At 49.2% G+C, this 15833-nt stretch carries 23 protein-coding genes; 17 read left to right on the top strand and 6 right to left on the bottom strand.

All coding sequences use genetic code 11. The features are described 5' to 3' along the window. Positions 1–3: 3 nt before the first annotated feature. The 11 genes from rplO (at position 4) to arfA (ending at position 6112) form a co-directional block, all read left to right on the top strand. Positions 4–438 (top strand): 50S ribosomal protein L15, encoded by a 435-nt coding sequence (gene rplO, locus A7Z06_RS20630; RefSeq protein WP_001238917.1) that lies wholly within the window; start codon positions 4–6, stop codon positions 436–438. A 7-nt stretch (positions 439–445) separates the two neighbouring features. Further along, positions 446–1777 (top strand): preprotein translocase subunit SecY, encoded by a 1332-nt coding sequence (secY, locus tag A7Z06_RS20625; protein WP_001118861.1) that lies wholly within the window; start codon positions 446–448, stop codon positions 1775–1777. A gap of 31 nt (positions 1778–1808) precedes the next feature. Continuing rightward, on the top strand, positions 1809–1925 hold the full coding sequence (rpmJ, locus tag A7Z06_RS20620) for a 50S ribosomal protein L36 (RefSeq protein ID WP_000868187.1): 117 nt from the start codon (positions 1809–1811) through the stop codon (positions 1923–1925). Positions 1926–2071: 146 nt separating this feature from the next. Further along, a complete protein-coding gene (gene rpsM / locus A7Z06_RS20615; RefSeq protein ID WP_000090775.1) occupies positions 2072–2428 on the top strand; it encodes a 30S ribosomal protein S13 in 357 nt (118 codons plus the stop codon). A gap of 16 nt (positions 2429–2444) precedes the next feature. Next, positions 2445–2834 (top strand): 30S ribosomal protein S11, encoded by a 390-nt coding sequence (gene rpsK / locus A7Z06_RS20610; protein WP_001029684.1) that lies wholly within the window; start codon positions 2445–2447, stop codon positions 2832–2834. Positions 2835–2867: 33 nt separating this feature from the next. Then, positions 2868–3488: a 30S ribosomal protein S4 gene (rpsD, locus tag A7Z06_RS20605; RefSeq protein ID WP_000135224.1), complete on the top strand. Its 621-nt coding sequence runs from the start codon at positions 2868–2870 to the stop codon at positions 3486–3488. 25 nt (positions 3489–3513) lie between these two features. Continuing rightward, on the top strand, positions 3514–4503 hold the full coding sequence (locus A7Z06_RS20600; RefSeq protein WP_001162094.1) for a DNA-directed RNA polymerase subunit alpha: 990 nt from the start codon (positions 3514–3516) through the stop codon (positions 4501–4503). A 40-nt stretch (positions 4504–4543) separates the two neighbouring features. After that, positions 4544–4927, top strand: coding sequence for a 50S ribosomal protein L17 (gene rplQ, locus A7Z06_RS20595; protein WP_001216368.1), 384 nt, complete (start codon positions 4544–4546; stop codon positions 4925–4927). Between the two features lie 106 nt (positions 4928–5033). Beyond that, positions 5034–5402: a DnaJ family domain-containing protein gene (locus A7Z06_RS20590; protein WP_000266522.1), complete on the top strand. Its 369-nt coding sequence runs from the start codon at positions 5034–5036 to the stop codon at positions 5400–5402. A gap of 10 nt (positions 5403–5412) precedes the next feature. Beyond that, positions 5413–5838, top strand: coding sequence for a Zn(2+)-responsive transcriptional regulator (gene zntR / locus A7Z06_RS20585; protein WP_000285607.1), 426 nt, complete (start codon positions 5413–5415; stop codon positions 5836–5838). Positions 5839–5893: 55 nt separating this feature from the next. Beyond that, positions 5894–6112, top strand: a complete 219-nt coding sequence (gene arfA, locus A7Z06_RS20580; protein ID WP_000092701.1) for an alternative ribosome-rescue factor ArfA — start codon at positions 5894–5896, stop codon at positions 6110–6112. Here the strand turns inward: arfA and mscL are convergent. The 5 genes from mscL to def all read right to left on the bottom strand — a co-directional run bounded on the left by mscL (position 6109) and on the right by def (position 10859). Further along, positions 6109–6519: a large-conductance mechanosensitive channel protein MscL gene (gene mscL / locus A7Z06_RS20575; protein WP_000022446.1), complete on the bottom strand. Its 411-nt coding sequence runs from the start codon at positions 6517–6519 to the stop codon at positions 6109–6111. The two genes, arfA and mscL, sit on opposite strands and share 4 nt — an antisense overlap. Positions 6520–6648: 129 nt before the next feature. After that, positions 6649–8025, bottom strand: a complete 1377-nt coding sequence (gene trkA, locus A7Z06_RS20570) for a Trk system potassium transporter TrkA (RefSeq protein WP_000691382.1) — start codon at positions 8023–8025, stop codon at positions 6649–6651. A 21-nt stretch (positions 8026–8046) separates the two neighbouring features. Then, positions 8047–9336 (bottom strand): 16S rRNA (cytosine(967)-C(5))-methyltransferase RsmB, encoded by a 1290-nt coding sequence (gene rsmB, locus A7Z06_RS20565; protein ID WP_000744792.1) that lies wholly within the window; start codon positions 9334–9336, stop codon positions 8047–8049. 51 nt (positions 9337–9387) lie between these two features. Beyond that, a complete protein-coding gene (fmt, locus tag A7Z06_RS20560) occupies positions 9388–10335 on the bottom strand; it encodes a methionyl-tRNA formyltransferase (protein WP_000004442.1) in 948 nt (315 codons plus the stop codon). A 14-nt stretch (positions 10336–10349) separates the two neighbouring features. Further along, on the bottom strand, positions 10350–10859 hold the full coding sequence (def, locus tag A7Z06_RS20555) for a peptide deformylase (protein WP_000114984.1): 510 nt from the start codon (positions 10857–10859) through the stop codon (positions 10350–10352). Positions 10860–10988: 129 nt separating this feature from the next. Between def and dprA the strand changes: the two genes are divergently transcribed. The 6 genes from dprA to A7Z06_RS20525 are packed head-to-tail and all read left to right on the top strand — an operon-like array spanning position 10989 to position 14783. Next, positions 10989–12113, top strand: coding sequence for a DNA-protecting protein DprA (gene dprA, locus A7Z06_RS20550; RefSeq protein ID WP_000228513.1), 1125 nt, complete (start codon positions 10989–10991; stop codon positions 12111–12113). After that, positions 12085–12558: a DUF494 family protein Smg gene (gene smg / locus A7Z06_RS20545; RefSeq protein WP_000460672.1), complete on the top strand. Its 474-nt coding sequence runs from the start codon at positions 12085–12087 to the stop codon at positions 12556–12558. Before dprA ends, smg begins: the two co-directional genes overlap by 29 nt. Positions 12559–12586: 28 nt before the next feature. Next, a complete protein-coding gene (locus A7Z06_RS20540; RefSeq protein ID WP_010346159.1) occupies positions 12587–13129 on the top strand; it encodes a DNA topoisomerase family protein in 543 nt (180 codons plus the stop codon). 4 nt (positions 13130–13133) lie between these two features. After that, positions 13134–13706, top strand: coding sequence for an L-threonylcarbamoyladenylate synthase type 1 TsaC (gene tsaC, locus A7Z06_RS20535; RefSeq protein WP_010346162.1), 573 nt, complete (start codon positions 13134–13136; stop codon positions 13704–13706). Between the two features lie 4 nt (positions 13707–13710). Beyond that, the gene (gene aroE / locus A7Z06_RS20530) at positions 13711–14529 is read left to right on the top strand and encodes a shikimate dehydrogenase (RefSeq protein WP_000409177.1); all 819 of its coding nucleotides are present in this window, start codon (positions 13711–13713) and stop codon (positions 14527–14529) included. Continuing rightward, positions 14526–14783, top strand: coding sequence for a DUF1488 domain-containing protein (locus A7Z06_RS20525; protein WP_001070563.1), 258 nt, complete (start codon positions 14526–14528; stop codon positions 14781–14783). The genes aroE and A7Z06_RS20525 overlap by 4 nt, the downstream gene beginning before the upstream one ends. Here A7Z06_RS20525 and A7Z06_RS20520 read toward each other — a convergent pair. Further along, positions 14759–15313, bottom strand: a complete 555-nt coding sequence (locus tag A7Z06_RS20520) for a gamma carbonic anhydrase family protein (RefSeq protein WP_001285643.1) — start codon at positions 15311–15313, stop codon at positions 14759–14761. The two genes, A7Z06_RS20525 and A7Z06_RS20520, sit on opposite strands and share 25 nt — an antisense overlap. Between the last annotated feature and the right edge of the window lie 520 nt (positions 15314–15833).

Genomic DNA, 15833 nt, shown 5'->3' with positions numbered 1-15833 from the left:
GAGATGCGTTTAAATACTCTGTCTCCGGCCGAAGGCTCCAAAAAGGCGGGTAAACGCCTGGGTCGTGGTATCGGTTCTGGCCTCGGTAAAACCGGTGGTCGTGGTCACAAAGGTCAGAAGTCTCGTTCTGGCGGTGGCGTACGTCGCGGTTTCGAAGGTGGTCAGATGCCTCTGTACCGTCGTTTGCCGAAATTCGGCTTCACTTCTCGTAAAGCAGCGATTACAGCCGAAGTTCGTCTGTCTGACCTGGCTAAAGTAGAAGGCGGTGTTGTAGACCTGAACACGCTGAAAGCGGCTAACATTATCGGTATCCAGATCGAGTTCGCGAAAGTGATCCTGGCTGGCGAAGTAACTACTCCGGTAACTGTTCGTGGCCTGCGTGTTACTAAAGGCGCTCGTGCTGCTATCGAAGCTGCTGGCGGTAAAATCGAGGAATAAGTAGCAGATGGCTAAACAACCGGGATTAGATTTTCAAAGTGCCAAAGGTGGCTTAGGCGAGCTGAAACGCAGACTGCTGTTTGTTATCGGTGCGCTGATTGTGTTCCGTATTGGCTCTTTTATTCCGATCCCTGGTATTGATGCCGCTGTACTTGCCAAACTGCTTGAGCAACAGCGAGGCACCATCATTGAAATGTTTAACATGTTCTCTGGTGGTGCTCTCAGCCGTGCTTCTATCTTTGCTCTGGGGATCATGCCGTATATTTCGGCGTCGATCATTATCCAGCTGCTGACGGTGGTTCACCCAACGCTGGCAGAAATTAAGAAAGAAGGGGAGTCTGGCCGTCGTAAGATCAGCCAGTACACCCGTTACGGTACTCTGGTGCTGGCAATATTCCAGTCGATCGGTATTGCTACCGGTCTGCCGAATATGCCTGGTATGCAAGGCCTGGTTATTAACCCGGGCTTTGCATTCTACTTCACCGCTGTTGTAAGTCTGGTCACAGGAACAATGTTCCTGATGTGGTTGGGCGAACAGATCACTGAACGAGGTATCGGCAACGGTATTTCAATCATTATCTTCGCCGGTATTGTTGCGGGACTCCCGCCAGCCATTGCCCATACTATCGAGCAAGCGCGTCAAGGCGACCTGCACTTCCTCGTGTTGCTGTTGGTTGCAGTATTAGTATTTGCAGTGACGTTCTTTGTTGTATTTGTTGAGCGTGGTCAACGCCGCATTGTGGTAAACTACGCAAAACGTCAGCAAGGTCGTCGTGTCTATGCTGCACAGAGCACACATTTACCGCTGAAAGTGAATATGGCGGGGGTAATCCCGGCAATCTTCGCTTCCAGTATTATTCTGTTCCCGGCGACCATCGCGTCATGGTTCGGGGGCGGTACTGGTTGGAACTGGCTGACAACAATTTCGCTGTATTTGCAGCCTGGGCAACCGCTTTATGTGTTACTCTATGCGTCTGCAATCATCTTCTTCTGTTTCTTCTACACGGCGTTGGTTTTCAACCCGCGTGAAACAGCAGATAACCTGAAGAAGTCCGGTGCATTTGTACCAGGAATTCGTCCGGGAGAGCAAACGGCGAAGTATATCGATAAAGTAATGACCCGCCTGACCCTGGTTGGTGCGCTGTACATTACCTTTATCTGCCTGATCCCGGAGTTCATGCGTGATGCAATGAAAGTACCGTTCTACTTCGGTGGAACCTCACTGCTTATCGTTGTTGTCGTGATTATGGACTTTATGGCTCAAGTGCAAACTCTGATGATGTCCAGTCAGTATGAGTCTGCATTGAAGAAGGCGAACCTGAAAGGCTACGGCCGATAATTGGTCGCCCGAGAAGTTACGGAGAGTAAAAATGAAAGTTCGTGCTTCCGTCAAGAAATTATGCCGTAACTGCAAAATCGTTAAGCGTGATGGTGTCATCCGTGTGATTTGCAGTGCCGAGCCGAAGCATAAACAGCGCCAAGGCTGATTTATTCGCATATTTTTCTTGCAAAGTTGGGTTGAGCTGGCTAGATTAGCCAGCCAATCTTTTGTATGTCTGTGCGTTTCCATTTGAGTATCCTGAAAACGGGCTTTTCAGCATGGAACGTACATATTAAATAGTAGGAGTGCATAGTGGCCCGTATAGCAGGCATTAACATTCCTGATCATAAGCATGCCGTAATCGCATTAACTTCGATTTATGGCGTCGGCAAGACCCGTTCCAAAGCCATCCTGGCTGCAGCGGGTATCGCTGAAGATGTTAAGATCAGTGAGCTGTCTGAAGGACAAATCGACACGCTGCGTGACGAAGTTGCCAAATTTGTCGTTGAAGGTGATCTGCGCCGTGAAATCAGCATGAGCATCAAGCGCCTGATGGATCTTGGTTGCTATCGCGGTTTGCGTCATCGTCGTGGTCTCCCGGTTCGCGGTCAGCGTACCAAGACCAACGCACGTACCCGTAAGGGTCCGCGCAAACCGATCAAGAAATAATCGGGGTGATTGAATAATGGCAAAGGCACCAATTCGTGCACGTAAACGTGTAAGAAAACAAGTCTCTGACGGCGTGGCTCATATCCATGCTTCTTTCAACAACACCATCGTGACTATCACTGATCGTCAGGGTAACGCGTTGGGTTGGGCAACTGCCGGTGGTTCCGGTTTCCGTGGTTCTCGCAAATCCACTCCGTTTGCAGCTCAGGTTGCAGCAGAGCGTTGCGCTGACGCCGTGAAAGAATACGGCATCAAGAATCTGGAAGTTATGGTTAAAGGTCCGGGTCCAGGCCGCGAATCTACTATTCGTGCTCTGAACGCCGCAGGTTTCCGCATCACTAACATTACTGATGTGACTCCGATCCCTCATAACGGTTGTCGTCCGCCGAAAAAACGTCGCGTATAACGCTTCGTTTTCCAGGTTTGTTGGAGAAAGAAAATGGCAAGATATTTGGGTCCTAAGCTCAAGCTGAGCCGTCGTGAGGGCACCGACTTATTCCTTAAGTCTGGCGTTCGCGCGATCGATACCAAGTGTAAAATTGAACAAGCTCCTGGCCAGCACGGTGCGCGTAAACCGCGTCTGTCTGACTATGGTGTGCAGTTGCGTGAAAAGCAAAAAGTTCGCCGTATCTATGGTGTGCTGGAGCGTCAGTTCCGTAACTACTATAAAGAAGCAGCACGTCTGAAAGGCAACACCGGTGAAAACCTGTTGGCTCTGCTGGAAGGTCGTCTGGACAACGTTGTATACCGTATGGGCTTCGGTGCCACTCGTGCAGAAGCACGTCAGCTGGTTAGCCATAAAGCAATTATGGTAAACGGTCGTGTTGTTAACATCGCTTCTTATCAGGTTAGTCCGAATGACGTTGTAAGCATTCGTGAGAAAGCGAAGAAGCAGTCTCGCGTGAAAGCCGCTCTGGAGCTGGCTGAGCAGCGTGAAAAGCCAACCTGGCTGGAAGTTGATGCTGGCAAGATGGAAGGTACGTTTAAGCGTAAGCCGGAGCGTTCTGATCTGTCTGCGGACATTAACGAACACCTGATCGTCGAGCTTTACTCCAAGTAAAGCTTAGTACCAAAGAGAGGACACAATGCAGGGTTCTGTGACAGAGTTTCTAAAACCGCGCCTGGTTGATATCGAGCAAGTGAGTTCGACGCACGCCAAGGTGACCCTTGAGCCTTTAGAGCGTGGCTTTGGCCATACTCTGGGTAACGCACTGCGCCGTATTCTGCTCTCATCGATGCCGGGTTGCGCGGTGACCGAGGTTGAGATTGATGGTGTACTACATGAGTACAGCACCAAAGAAGGCGTTCAGGAAGATATCCTGGAAATCCTGCTCAACCTGAAAGGGCTGGCGGTGAGAGTTCAGGGCAAAGATGAAGTTATTCTTACCTTGAATAAATCTGGCATTGGCCCTGTGACTGCAGCCGATATCACCCACGACGGTGATGTCGAAATCGTCAAGCCGCAGCACGTGATCTGCCACCTGACCGATGAGAACGCGTCTATTAGCATGCGTATCAAAGTTCAGCGCGGTCGTGGTTATGTGCCGGCTTCTACCCGAATTCATTCGGAAGAAGATGAGCGCCCAATCGGCCGTCTGCTGGTCGACGCATGCTACAGCCCTGTAGAGCGTATTGCCTACAATGTTGAAGCAGCGCGTGTAGAACAGCGTACCGACCTGGACAAGCTGGTCATCGAAATGGAAACCAACGGCACAATCGATCCTGAAGAGGCGATTCGTCGTGCGGCAACCATTCTGGCTGAACAACTGGAAGCTTTCGTTGACTTACGTGATGTACGTCAGCCGGAAGTGAAAGAAGAGAAACCAGAGTTCGATCCGATCCTGCTGCGCCCTGTTGACGATCTGGAATTGACTGTCCGCTCTGCTAACTGCCTTAAAGCAGAAGCTATCCACTATATCGGTGATCTGGTACAGCGTACCGAGGTTGAGCTCCTTAAAACGCCTAACCTTGGTAAAAAATCTCTTACTGAGATTAAAGACGTGCTGGCTTCCCGTGGACTGTCTCTGGGTATGCGCCTGGAAAACTGGCCACCGGCAAGCATCGCTGACGAGTAACCGGATCACAGGTTAAGGTTTTACTGAGAAGGATAAGGTCATGCGCCATCGTAAGAGTGGTCGTCAACTGAACCGCAACAGCAGCCATCGCCAGGCTATGTTCCGCAATATGGCAGGTTCACTGGTTCGTCATGAAATCATCAAGACGACTCTGCCTAAAGCGAAAGAGCTGCGCCGCGTAGTTGAGCCGCTGATTACTCTTGCCAAGACTGATAGCGTTGCTAATCGTCGTCTGGCATTCGCCCGTACTCGTGATAACGAGATCGTGGCAAAACTGTTTAACGAACTGGGCCCGCGTTTCGCGAGCCGTGCCGGTGGTTACACTCGTATTCTGAAGTGTGGTTTCCGTGCAGGCGACAACGCGCCGATGGCTTACATCGAGCTGGTTGATCGTTCAGAGAAAGCAGAAGCTGCTGCAGAGTAATCTGAAGCAACGTAAAAAAACCCGCCCCGGCGGGTTTTTTTATACCCGCAGTATCCCCACTTATCTACAATAGCTGTACTCTTTTTGTTCATCCCCTGGAGTATTTATGTGGTTACTTGACCAGTGGGCAGAGCGCCATATATCAGAAGCGCAAGCGAAAGGTGAGTTTGATAACCTGCCCGGTAGCGGCGAGCCATTGATACTTGATGATGATTCCCACGTGCCACCGGAATTACGTGCGGGGTATCGCTTGTTGAAGAATGCAGGTTGCTTACCGCCAGAACTTGAGCAACGAAAGGAGGCAATTCAACTTCTGGATATCCTCAAAGGTATTCATCATGACGATCCGCAATATCATGAAGTTAGTCGTCGGTTGTTATTACTGGAGTTAAAGCTGCGACAAGCAGGATTGAGCACCGAGTTTTTACGTGGTGAGTATGCTGACAAGTTGTTGGACAAAATCAACGATAACTAGTGGAGTATGTATGTATCGCATTGGTGAGCTGGCAAAAATGGCGGAAGTAACACCCGACACGATTCGTTATTACGAAAAGCAGCAGATGATGGAGCATGAAGTGCGTACCGAAGGTGGGTTTCGCCTGTATACCGAAAGCGATCTCCAGCGATTGAAATTTATCCGCCATGCCAGACAACTAGGTTTCAGTCTGGAGTCGATCCGCGAGTTGCTGTCGATCCGTATCGATCCTGAGCACCATACCTGTCAGGAGTCAAAAGGCATTGTGCAGGAAAGATTGCAGGAAGTCGAAGCACGGATAGCCGAGTTGCAGAGTATGCAGCGTTCCTTGCAACGCCTTAACGATGCCTGTTGTGGGACCGCCCATAGCAGTGTTTATTGCTCGATTCTTGAAGCTCTTGAACAAGGGGCGAGTGGCGTTAAGAGTGGCTGTTGATTTTTTGCACTGGCAGGATTACACTCGCGCCGTAAAATAATCAATTGGAGTTTTTATGAGCCGATATCAGCATACGAAAGGGCAGATAAAGGATAATGCGATAGAAGCATTACTGCATGACCCCCTGTTCAGACAACGCGTAGAGAAAAATAAAAAAGGGAAAGGCAGCTATATGCGAAAAGGAAAACATGGCAATCGGGGGAACTGGGAGGCCAGTGGCAAGAAAGTGAATCGCTTTTTTACCACTGGCCTTCTGCTTTCTGGCGCTTGTTAAGAGCGGTTATTCTGCTCTTTCAGCAAATCACGAATTTCTGTCAGTAATACTTCTTCTTTAGTCGGTGCTGGAGCCGCCGCCGGTTCTTCTTTTTTCCGATTCAGTTTGTTGATTAGCTTAATCGCCATAAAGATGGCAAAGGCCACAATCAGAAAATCAAATACGTTTTGAATGAAGACGCCGTAATGCATAACAACAGCGGGTACATCCCCCTGCGCATCGCGTAATGTGACAGCAAACTGTTTAAAGTCGATCCCGCCAATTAATAAACCCAGTGGCGGCATGATGATATCAGCAACCAGTGAAGAGACGATCTTACCGAATGCGGCGCCGATAATGACACCTACAGCCAAATCCACTACATTCCCGCGCATCGCAAATTCGCGAAATTCTTTAATAATGCTCATGTCTTTCTCCCTATGAAGCTAACATTTATAAGTCTAACAAATGTTAAGGCATTTTCCTGCCAGGAATGAATTTAATTAATCCTTGAAAAGAAAAGGGAAATAATAGGGCGTCATAAGACGCCTTATTAATTACAAGAAGAAAGGGCTTGGCTGGAAGAGTCGTTCGACGTCGGTAATAAACTTTTTATCTGTAAGAAACATAATCACGTGATCGCCTTGCTCAATACGTAAATTATCATTAGCAATCATCACGTCGTTTCCGCGTACCACCGCACCGATGATTGTCCCCGGTGGCAGTTTAATTTCATCAATAACCCGACCAACAACACGAGAAGTGCTCTCATCACCGTGAGCAACAGCTTCAATAGCTTCAGCCACACCTCGACGGAGTGAGGAAACACCAACAATATCAGCTTTTCGCACATGACTAAGCAACGCAGATATAGTTGCTTGTTGCGGTGAAATCGCAATATCGATCACGCTTCCTTGAACCAGATCCACATAAGCGCGACGTTGGATCAACACCATCACCTTTTTCGCCCCCATACGTTTGGCAAGCATGGCGGACATGATATTGGCTTCGTCATCGTTGGTGACGGCAATAAACAGATCAACTTGATCAATATGTTCTTCAGCCAGCAGTTCCTGATCCGACGCATCGCCAAAAAAGACGATCGTATTCTGCAACTTTTCCGCCAGTTCGGCAGCGCGCTGCTGATTACGTTCGATGAGTTTGACGCTGTAATCTTTTTCCAGACGACGCGCCAGCCCAGCGCCGATATTGCCGCCGCCTACCAGCATAATCCGCTTATACGGTTTTTCCAGACGTTGTAATTCGCTCATCACCGCGCGGATATGCTGTGAAGCGGCAATAAAGAACACTTCATCACCAGCTTCAACGATGGTCGAACCTTGCGGACGAATGGGGCGATCGTGGCGGAAAATTGCTGCAACACGAGTATCGATATGTGGCATATGTTCGCGCATGGTCGAAAGTGCATTACCAATCAGCGGGCCACCATAATAGGCTTTAACCACAGCCAGACTGACTTTACCCTCAGCGAAGTTCACCACCTGCAGTGCGCCGGGATACTCAATCAGTCGGTAAATATTATCGATAACCAACTGCTCTGGCGCGATCAGATGATCAATCGGTACGGCATCAGAATGGAATAGCTTATCAGCATCTCGAACGTAGTCCGGCGAGCGGATACGAGCGATGCGATTAGGGGTGTTGAAAAGTGAGTAGGCTACCTGGCAGGCAACCATATTAGTTTCATCTGAACTAGTTACAGCAACCAGCATATCGGCGTCGTCGGCACCTGCCTCTCGCAATACGCGTGGATGAGAGCCATGCCCCTGCACAACACGCAGATCAAATTTATCCTGCAAGGTCCGCAGACGCTCACCATTAGTATCGACAACGGTAATATCGTTGTTCTCGCCAACCAGGTTTTCCGCCAGCGTGCCGCCAACCTGACCGGCACCCAGAATGATAATTTTCATCAGTCGCGACCCGTTATCTCATCACTTTTTGATTAGCTTAGCGTAAAAGAAGCCGTCACCGTCTTCGGCGCCTGGAAGATTTTGCTTACCAGGTTGCTCAGGTGTTCCTGTTTCGCAAAGTACGGCATCATCAGTACGTTGCAAAAAGGCTTTAATCTGCTGGCTATTCTCTTCCGGCAACACCGAACAGGTAGCATAAACCAGGGTTCCACCGGATTTTAAATGTGGCCAGATGGCGTCAAGGATTTCAGACTGCAACTGAGCGAGTTCCGGGATATCGCGATCGCGACGCAACCATTTAATATCCGGATGGCGACGAATCACACCGGTTGCCGAACAAGGCGCATCTAATAAAATGCGATCAAACTGTTGCTCGCCACACCATTGGGAAGGGTAACGGCCATCACCTTGTTTCACGATTGCCTTCACACCAAGGCGTTTTAAATTGTCGTAAACGCGAGAGAGCCGTTGCTCATCAATATCGACCGCCAGCACTTGCGCTTCTGGTGCCACTTCAAGGATATGCGTTGTTTTACCGCCGGGGGCGGCACAAAGATCCAGAATGTATTCACCATTTTGTGGAGCAAGCCAGGTCATGCAACCTTGTGCTGATGCATCCTGAACGGTAACCCATCCTTCTTCAAAACCGGGTAGCGCATGAACAGGTGCGGGTGTTTCCAGGCGTACAGCATCCGGGTAATCCGCATGTGGGAAGCCTTGCATACCAGCCTCTTCCAGAAGTGCAATCCAGTTATCGCGGGAATTATGCATACGATTAACGCGCAGCCACATTGGCGGACGCTGGTTATTGGCTTTGACGATGGATTGCCACTGCTCTGGATACGCTTTTTGCAGACGCTTCAGCAACCAGGAAGGATGTAGATAACGTGCATCACTGGCATTAAACTCGGCTAATAACTCTTCTTGCTGACGCTGGAACTGGCGTAACACGCCGTTAATCAGTCCCTTAAGTTGCGGGCGCTTAATTGCGACAGCACCTTCAACCGTTTCAGCCAGCGCAGCATGAGGTGGAATGCGGGTATAAAGCAGTTGATACAAACCAACCATAATCAGGTAATGCACAGTACGCTGTTTGCCAGTCATCGGACGGGCCATTAACTTATTAATCAGCCAGTCTAGCTGTGAGAGCGTACGCAATACGCCAAAGCACAACTCTTGAAGAAGGGCTTTGTCTTTATCGGAAACTTTTTGCTGTAGCGGTGGCAGAATGTTGCTTAATGATTGCCCTTGTTCGACGACTTGTTCAACGGCCTGGGCCGCCATGCTACGTAAATTACGTTGTTTTTTCATAAGTATAAAAATAAAAATGCCCGGCAAGACCGGGCTTAGAAGAGTGGACTATCAGGCCAGACGGTTGCCCGGAACAAACCATTCCCGACGAGAATTCAGGAGGTCTTGCGCGCTCATCGCTTTCTTACCCGCAGGTTGTAACGAGAGCAGGTTCAGGATGCCATCACCAGTTGCAACCTGGATGCCTTGTTTGTTGGCTTCAAGGATCGTTCCTGGCGCAGCCTTTGTTGGCGTATCAATGACCGACGCTTTCCAGACCTTAACCGGCTGTCCTTCAATTTCCAGCCAGCTCATCGGCCATGGATTGAAAGCGCGAATGCAGCGTTCAAGCTGTGCTGCCGAAAGTGACCAGTCAATACGTGCTTCTTCTTTACTTAGCTTTTCAGCGTAAGTGACAAGAGTTTCGTCCTGAACTTCTGGTTTCGCCGTCCCGTCTGCCAGTTGTTTCAACGTGGTGATAAGCCCTTGTGGGCCAAGCTCTGCCAGCTTGTCGTACAGCGTACCACTGGTATCTTCTGCAGTGATCGGGCAGGAGAGTTTATAAAGCATATCGCCAGTGTCCAAACCGACATCCATTTGCATAATGGTCACGCCGGTTTCTGCATCTCCCGCCCATAACGAACGTTGGATTGGCGCGGCACCGCGCCAGCGAGGCAGCAGTGAACCATGAACATTGATACAGCCGAGACGTGGCATCTCCAGCACAGCTTTAGGCAGAATCAGCCCATAGGCGACGACAACCATAACATCAGCTTGCAGGTCAGCGACCAGTTGCTGGTTTTCTTGTGGACGCAAAGAAACAGGCTGAAAAACGGGTAAGCCTTTTTCTTCAGCCAGCATTTTGACCGGACTTGGCATCAGCTTTTTGCCGCGCCCTGCTGGTCGGTCGGGTTGGGTAAACACGCCAACAACGTTATGTCCAGAAGACAACAGCGCGTCAAGATGACGCGCTGCAAAGTCAGGTGTACCCGCAAAAATAATACGTAGTGATTCTGACACGTTAGTTCTTATCCTTAAGCCCGGGCTTTCAGACGATCCAGTTTTTCAACTTTCTGACGAATACGTTGTTGTTTCAGCGGTGACAGATAATCCATAAACAGTTTGCCAACCAGGTGATCCATCTCATGTTGAATACAGATGGCTAACAGGCCGTCTGCTTCCAGTTCAAATGGTTTACCGTCGCGGTCCAGGGCGCGAATTTTAACTTTCTCAGCGCGTGGCACTAAAGCACGTTGTTCAGGGATCGACAGGCAACCTTCTTCAATGCCTGTTTCGCCGCTTTTTTCTAAAAGCTCCGGATTGATTAGCACCAGCCGTTCGTCACGGTTTTCCGAAACATCAATAACAATGATACGTTGATGGATATCAACCTGGGTTGCAGCCAGGCCAATACCTTCTTCTGCGTACATCGTCTCGAACATATCATCGACGATACGCTGAATTTCTGCATTCACTTCTTCTACCGGTTTAGCAACTTTGCGAAGCCGCTCGTCCGGAATATGTAACACTTGCAAAACTGACATAAATCTCCAGAGATGTGTTCAGGAGTTAGAAAGATTATTTCTTCTATTCTAGACAAATCCCCCTCTGATTGACAGCATCACTGACCAATCGCAAAGATTGCTAAGGCTGCTTATGGCAGGGAGATAAGGATGGTCGATACAGAAATTTGGCTGCGTCTGATGGGCATCAGCAGCTTGTACGGCGATGATATGGTTCGTATCGCTCACTGGCTGGCAAAACAGTCGTATATTGATGCGGTTGTATTGCAGCAAACAGGGCTTACATTGCGGCAGGCACAACGCTTTCTTTCATTTCCGCAAAAGAGTATTGAAAGCTCACTTTGTTGGCTTGAACAACCCAATCATCATTTAATCCCTGCGGATAGCGAATTTTATCCTCCTCAACTTCTCGCAACGGTTGATTATCCCGGTGCTCTGTTTGTTGCCGGGGGGCTTCCCGCATTGCGATCATTTCAGCTTGCCGTCGTGGGAAGTCGTGCTCATTCATGGTATGGCGAGCGATGGGGACGATTATTTTGCGAATCGCTGGCGACACGTGGCGTAACGATTACCAGTGGGCTGGCGCGTGGAATCGACGGTGTGGCACATAAAGCGGCGGTACAGGTAAATGGCGTTAGTATTGCGGTCTTGGGAAATGGACTCAATACTATCCATCCGCGTCGCCATGCTCAACTCGCCGCTAGTCTGCTTGAACAGGGAGGCGCTATCGTTTCCGAATTTCCGCTGGATGTTCCGCCACTGTCTTACAATTTCCCGCGAAGAAATCGCATTATCAGTGGTCTAAGTAAAGGTGTACTGGTGGTAGAAGCTGCTTTACGTAGTGGTTCTTTGGTGACAGCACGTTGTGCGCTTGAACAGGGGCGAGAAGTTTTTGCCTTGCCCGGTCCATTAGGGAGTCCGGGAAGCGAAGGACCTCACTGGTTAATAAAACAAGGTGCGACTCTTGTGACGGAACCGGAAGAAATCCTGGAAAATTTGCAATACGGATTGCACTGGTTGCCAGATGCCCCTGAAAATTCATTTTATTCACCGGATCAGGAAGACGTGGCATTGCCATTTCCTGAGCTCCTGGCTAACGTAGGAGATGAGGTAACACCTGTTGACGTCGTCGCTGAACGTGCCGGCCAACCTGTGCCAGAGGTAGTTACTCAACTACTAGAACTGGAGTTAGCAGGGTGGATCGCAGCAGTACCCGGCGGCTATGTCCGATTGAGGAGGGCATGCCATGTTCGACGTACTAATGTATTTGTTTGAAACCTATATTCACACAGAAGCTGAGTTGCGTGTGGATCAAGACAAACTTGAACAGGATCTTACCGATGCAGGATTTGATCGAGAAGATATCTACAATGCCCTGCTTTGGCTGGAAAAGCTTGCGGATTATCAGGAAGGACTGGCAGAGCCAATGCAACTGGCCTCTGATCCACTCTCCATGCGTATTTATACCCCGGAAGAGTGTGAAAGACTGGATGCCAGCTGTCGTGGTTTTCTGCTTTTCCTTGAGCAAATTCAGGTGCTTAACCTTGAAACCCGTGAAATGGTGATAGAGCGAGTGCTCGCGCTGGATACCGCAGAGTTCGACCTGGAAGACTTGAAATGGGTAATCCTGATGGTGTTGTTCAATATTCCGGGCTGCGAAAATGCGTACCAGCAAATGGAAGAATTACTCTTTGAAGTGAATGAAGGTATGCTGCATTAATCATTTCTTTAATTCAGCATAAGTTGTTATGGCGAAATCAGCACTGTTCACGGTGCGTAATAATGAGTCCTGCCCAAAGTGCGGGGCTGATCTGGTTATTCGATCCGGGAAACACGGTCCGTTTCTTGGGTGCTCACAGTATCCGGCGTGTGACTACGTCCGTCCTCTGAAATCTTCAGCGGATGGGCATATCGTCAAAGTTCTGGAGGGGCAAGTTTGCCCTGCATGTAGCGCAAATCTGGTATTACGCCAGGGACGCTTTGGTATGTTTATTGGCTGCAGTAACTACCCAGAATGCGAACATACTGAACTTATCGATAAACCGGACGAAACGGCAATTACATGTCCCCAATGTCGGACGGGTCATCTGGTCCAGCGCCGCTCCCGTTATGGCAAAACATTCCACTCCTGTGATCGCTACCCGGAGTGTCAATTTGCTATTAACTTCAAACCCATAGCCGGAGAGTGTCCTGAGTGTCACTATCCGCTACTCATCGAAAAGAAAACCGCGCAGGGTGTTAAACATTTCTGTGCCAGTAAACAATGTGGAAAGCCGGTTTCGGCGGAATAATAACGTGAATAATAACCTGCAAGGAGACGCTATCGCGGCTGCGGTAGATGTCCTCAATGAAGAACGTGTCATCGCCTATCCAACGGAAGCTGTTTTCGGTGTCGGGTGCGATCCTGATAGCGAAACTGCAGTGATGCGACTGTTGGAGTTAAAACAGCGTCCGGTTGATAAGGGGCTGATTTTAATCGCAGCAAATTACGAGCAGCTCAAACCTTATATCGATGACAGCATGCTGACGGACGCGCAGCGTGAAACCATTTTTTCCCGCTGGCCAGGTCCTGTCACCTTTGTCTTTCCCGCGCCTGCGACAACACCGCGCTGGTTGACGGGGCGCTTTGATTCGCTTGCTGTACGAGTCACCGACCATCCGTTGGTGATTGCTTTGTGCCAGGCTTATGGTAAACCGCTGGTTTCTACTAGTGCCAACTTGAGTGGATTGCCACCTTGCCGGACAGTAGACGAAGTTCGCGCACAATTTGGCGCGGCGTTCCCGGTTGTGCCTGGTGAAACGGGGGGGCGTTTAAATCCTTCAGAAATCCGCGATGCCCTGACGGGTGAACTGTTTCGACAGGGGTAACATAATGGAAATCTATGCTGTTTTTGGTAATCCGATAGCCCACAGCAAATCGCCATTCATTCATCAGCAATTTGCTCAGCAACTGAATATTGAACATCCCTATGGGCGCGTGTTGGCACCCATCAATGATTTCATCAACACACTGAACGCTTTCTTTAGTGCTGGTGGTAAAGGTGCGAATGTGACGGTGCCTTTTAAAGAAGAGGCTTTTGCCAGAGCGGATGAACTCACTGAACGGGCAGCGTTGGCTGGTGCTGTTAATACCCTCAAGCAGTTAGAAGATGGGCGCCTGCTGGGTGACAATACCGATGGCGTAGGTTTGTTAAGCGATCTGGAACGTCTCTCTTTTATCCGCCCCGGGTTACGTATCCTGCTCATTGGCGCTGGCGGGGCATCTCGCGGTGTACTACTGCCACTTCTTTCCCTGGACTGTGCGGTGACAATCACTAATCGGACGGTTTCCCGCGCGGAAGAGTTGGCTAAATTGTTTGCGCATACTGGCAGTATTCAGGCGTTGGGTATGGACGAACTGGAAAGTCATGAGTTCGATCTCATTATTAATGCAACATCCAGTGGCATCAGTGGTGATATTCCCGCGATCCCAGCATCGCTCATCCATCCAGGTATTTGTTGTTATGACATGTTCTATCAGAAAGGAAAAACACCTTTTCTGGCATGGTGTGAGCAGCGAGGCTCAAAGCATAATGCTGATGGTTTAGGGATGCTGGTGGCACAGGCGGCTCATGCCTTCCTTCTTTGGCATGGCGTTCTGCCTGATGTAGAACCGGTCATCAAACAATTGCAACAGGAGCTGTCGGTGTGAATCAGGCTATCCAGTTTCCAGACAGGGAAGAGTGGGACGAGAATAAAAAATGTGTATGTTTTCCCGCTCTGGTGAATGGTATGCAACTGACATGTGCGATCTCTGGCGAGAGCCTGGCGTATCGCTTTACTGGAGATACGCCAGAACAGTGGTTAGCGAGTTTTCGTCAGCATCGCTGGGACCTGGAAGAAGAAGCGGAAAACTTAATTCAGGAACAAAGTGAAGATGATCAAGGCTGGGTCTGGTTACCCTGATCCAGATATTCGTCTTTCCATTTGACGTAATTATTCGCGGAATAGCGTAACCCAGCCTTCTCTTCATCACTTAACGGGCGGATCTGTTTGACGGGGCTACCGAGATACAGATATCCGCTCTCCAGCCGTTTATTTTGTGGAACCAGGCTACCCGCCCCAATCATCACATCATCTTCTACTACTGCGCCATCAAGTAAAATTGAGCCCATCCCAACCAACACTCGATTGCCAATGGTGCAGCCGTGGAGCATCACTTTATGTCCAACCGTAACGTCTTCGCCGACGATTAACGGATTGCCTTGTGGATTAGCCGTTGATTTATGGGTCACGTGTAAGACGCTGCCATCCTGGATATTGGTTCGGGCGCCGATCTGAACATAATTAACATCACCACGAATTACAACAAGTGGCCAGATCCCCACATCATCGGCCAACCGAACATCACCAATAACCACACTGCTACTGTCAATCATGACTCGCTGACCGATTTGTGGAAAAAGATCCCGGTATGGGCGTAGAGTGTCTGACATACTTACCTCAACGAAAAATGATTTATCTATGACTTTGGGTGCTTTATTAGCCTTGCGCAAGTGTTTTGCTATGTAAAAATGCGCCATTTTGCATGTGAATGCAGCAAAGAGGCTGAAAAAAGAACAAACAGAAAAAAAGATCAAAAAAGTACTTGTGCAAAAAATTGGGATCCCTATAATGCGCCTCCGTTGAGACGACAACGTGAAACACTTCACAAGATGGTCGTAACAACGAAGAGAAAAATCCTGAAATTCAGGGTTGACTCTGAAAGAGGAAAGCGTAATATACGCCACCTCGCGACAGTGAGCTGAAAGCCGCGTCGCAACTGCTCTTTAACAATTTATCAGACAATCTGTGTGGGCACTCGAAGATACGGATTCTTAACGTCCTCGGACGATAAATGAATACCAAGTCTCAAGAGTGAACACGTAATTCATTACGAAGTTTAATTCTTTGAGCATCAAACTTTTAAATTGAAGAGTTTGATCATGGCTCAGATTGAACGCTGGCGGCAGGCCT

This window comes from Escherichia sp. MOD1-EC6819, from assembly GCF_002965765.1.
Classification (GTDB): Bacteria; Pseudomonadota; Gammaproteobacteria; order Enterobacterales; family Enterobacteriaceae; genus Escherichia; species Escherichia ruysiae.
This window is presented reverse-complemented; position numbering and strand designations above follow the sequence as displayed.

Coding starts and splice junctions, on each gene's coding strand:
- def (WP_000114984.1), bottom strand. CDS start 10,859: ATGTCAGTTTTGCAAGTGTTACATATTCCGGACGAGCGGCTTCGCAAA.
- aroE (WP_000409177.1), top strand. CDS start 13,711: ATGGAAATCTATGCTGTTTTTGGTAATCCGATAGCCCACAGCAAATCG.
- smg (WP_000460672.1), top strand. CDS start 12,085: ATGTTCGACGTACTAATGTATTTGTTTGAAACCTATATTCACACAGAA.
- arfA (WP_000092701.1), top strand. CDS start 5,894: ATGAGCCGATATCAGCATACGAAAGGGCAGATAAAGGATAATGCGATA.
- mscL (WP_000022446.1), bottom strand. CDS start 6,519: ATGAGCATTATTAAAGAATTTCGCGAATTTGCGATGCGCGGGAATGTA.
- A7Z06_RS20590 (WP_000266522.1), top strand. CDS start 5,034: ATGTGGTTACTTGACCAGTGGGCAGAGCGCCATATATCAGAAGCGCAA.
- rpmJ (WP_000868187.1), top strand. CDS start 1,809: ATGAAAGTTCGTGCTTCCGTCAAGAAATTATGCCGTAACTGCAAAATC.
- rpsD (WP_000135224.1), top strand. CDS start 2,868: ATGGCAAGATATTTGGGTCCTAAGCTCAAGCTGAGCCGTCGTGAGGGC.
- A7Z06_RS20540 (WP_010346159.1), top strand. CDS start 12,587: ATGGCGAAATCAGCACTGTTCACGGTGCGTAATAATGAGTCCTGCCCA.
- A7Z06_RS20600 (WP_001162094.1), top strand. CDS start 3,514: ATGCAGGGTTCTGTGACAGAGTTTCTAAAACCGCGCCTGGTTGATATC.
- trkA (WP_000691382.1), bottom strand. CDS start 8,025: ATGAAAATTATCATTCTGGGTGCCGGTCAGGTTGGCGGCACGCTGGCG.
- rpsK (WP_001029684.1), top strand. CDS start 2,445: ATGGCAAAGGCACCAATTCGTGCACGTAAACGTGTAAGAAAACAAGTC.
- rplQ (WP_001216368.1), top strand. CDS start 4,544: ATGCGCCATCGTAAGAGTGGTCGTCAACTGAACCGCAACAGCAGCCAT.
- A7Z06_RS20520 (WP_001285643.1), bottom strand. CDS start 15,313: ATGTCAGACACTCTACGCCCATACCGGGATCTTTTTCCACAAATCGGT.
- rsmB (WP_000744792.1), bottom strand. CDS start 9,336: ATGAAAAAACAACGTAATTTACGTAGCATGGCGGCCCAGGCCGTTGAA.
- dprA (WP_000228513.1), top strand. CDS start 10,989: ATGGTCGATACAGAAATTTGGCTGCGTCTGATGGGCATCAGCAGCTTG.
- rplO (WP_001238917.1), top strand. CDS start 4: ATGCGTTTAAATACTCTGTCTCCGGCCGAAGGCTCCAAAAAGGCGGGT.
- zntR (WP_000285607.1), top strand. CDS start 5,413: ATGTATCGCATTGGTGAGCTGGCAAAAATGGCGGAAGTAACACCCGAC.
- secY (WP_001118861.1), top strand. CDS start 446: ATGGCTAAACAACCGGGATTAGATTTTCAAAGTGCCAAAGGTGGCTTA.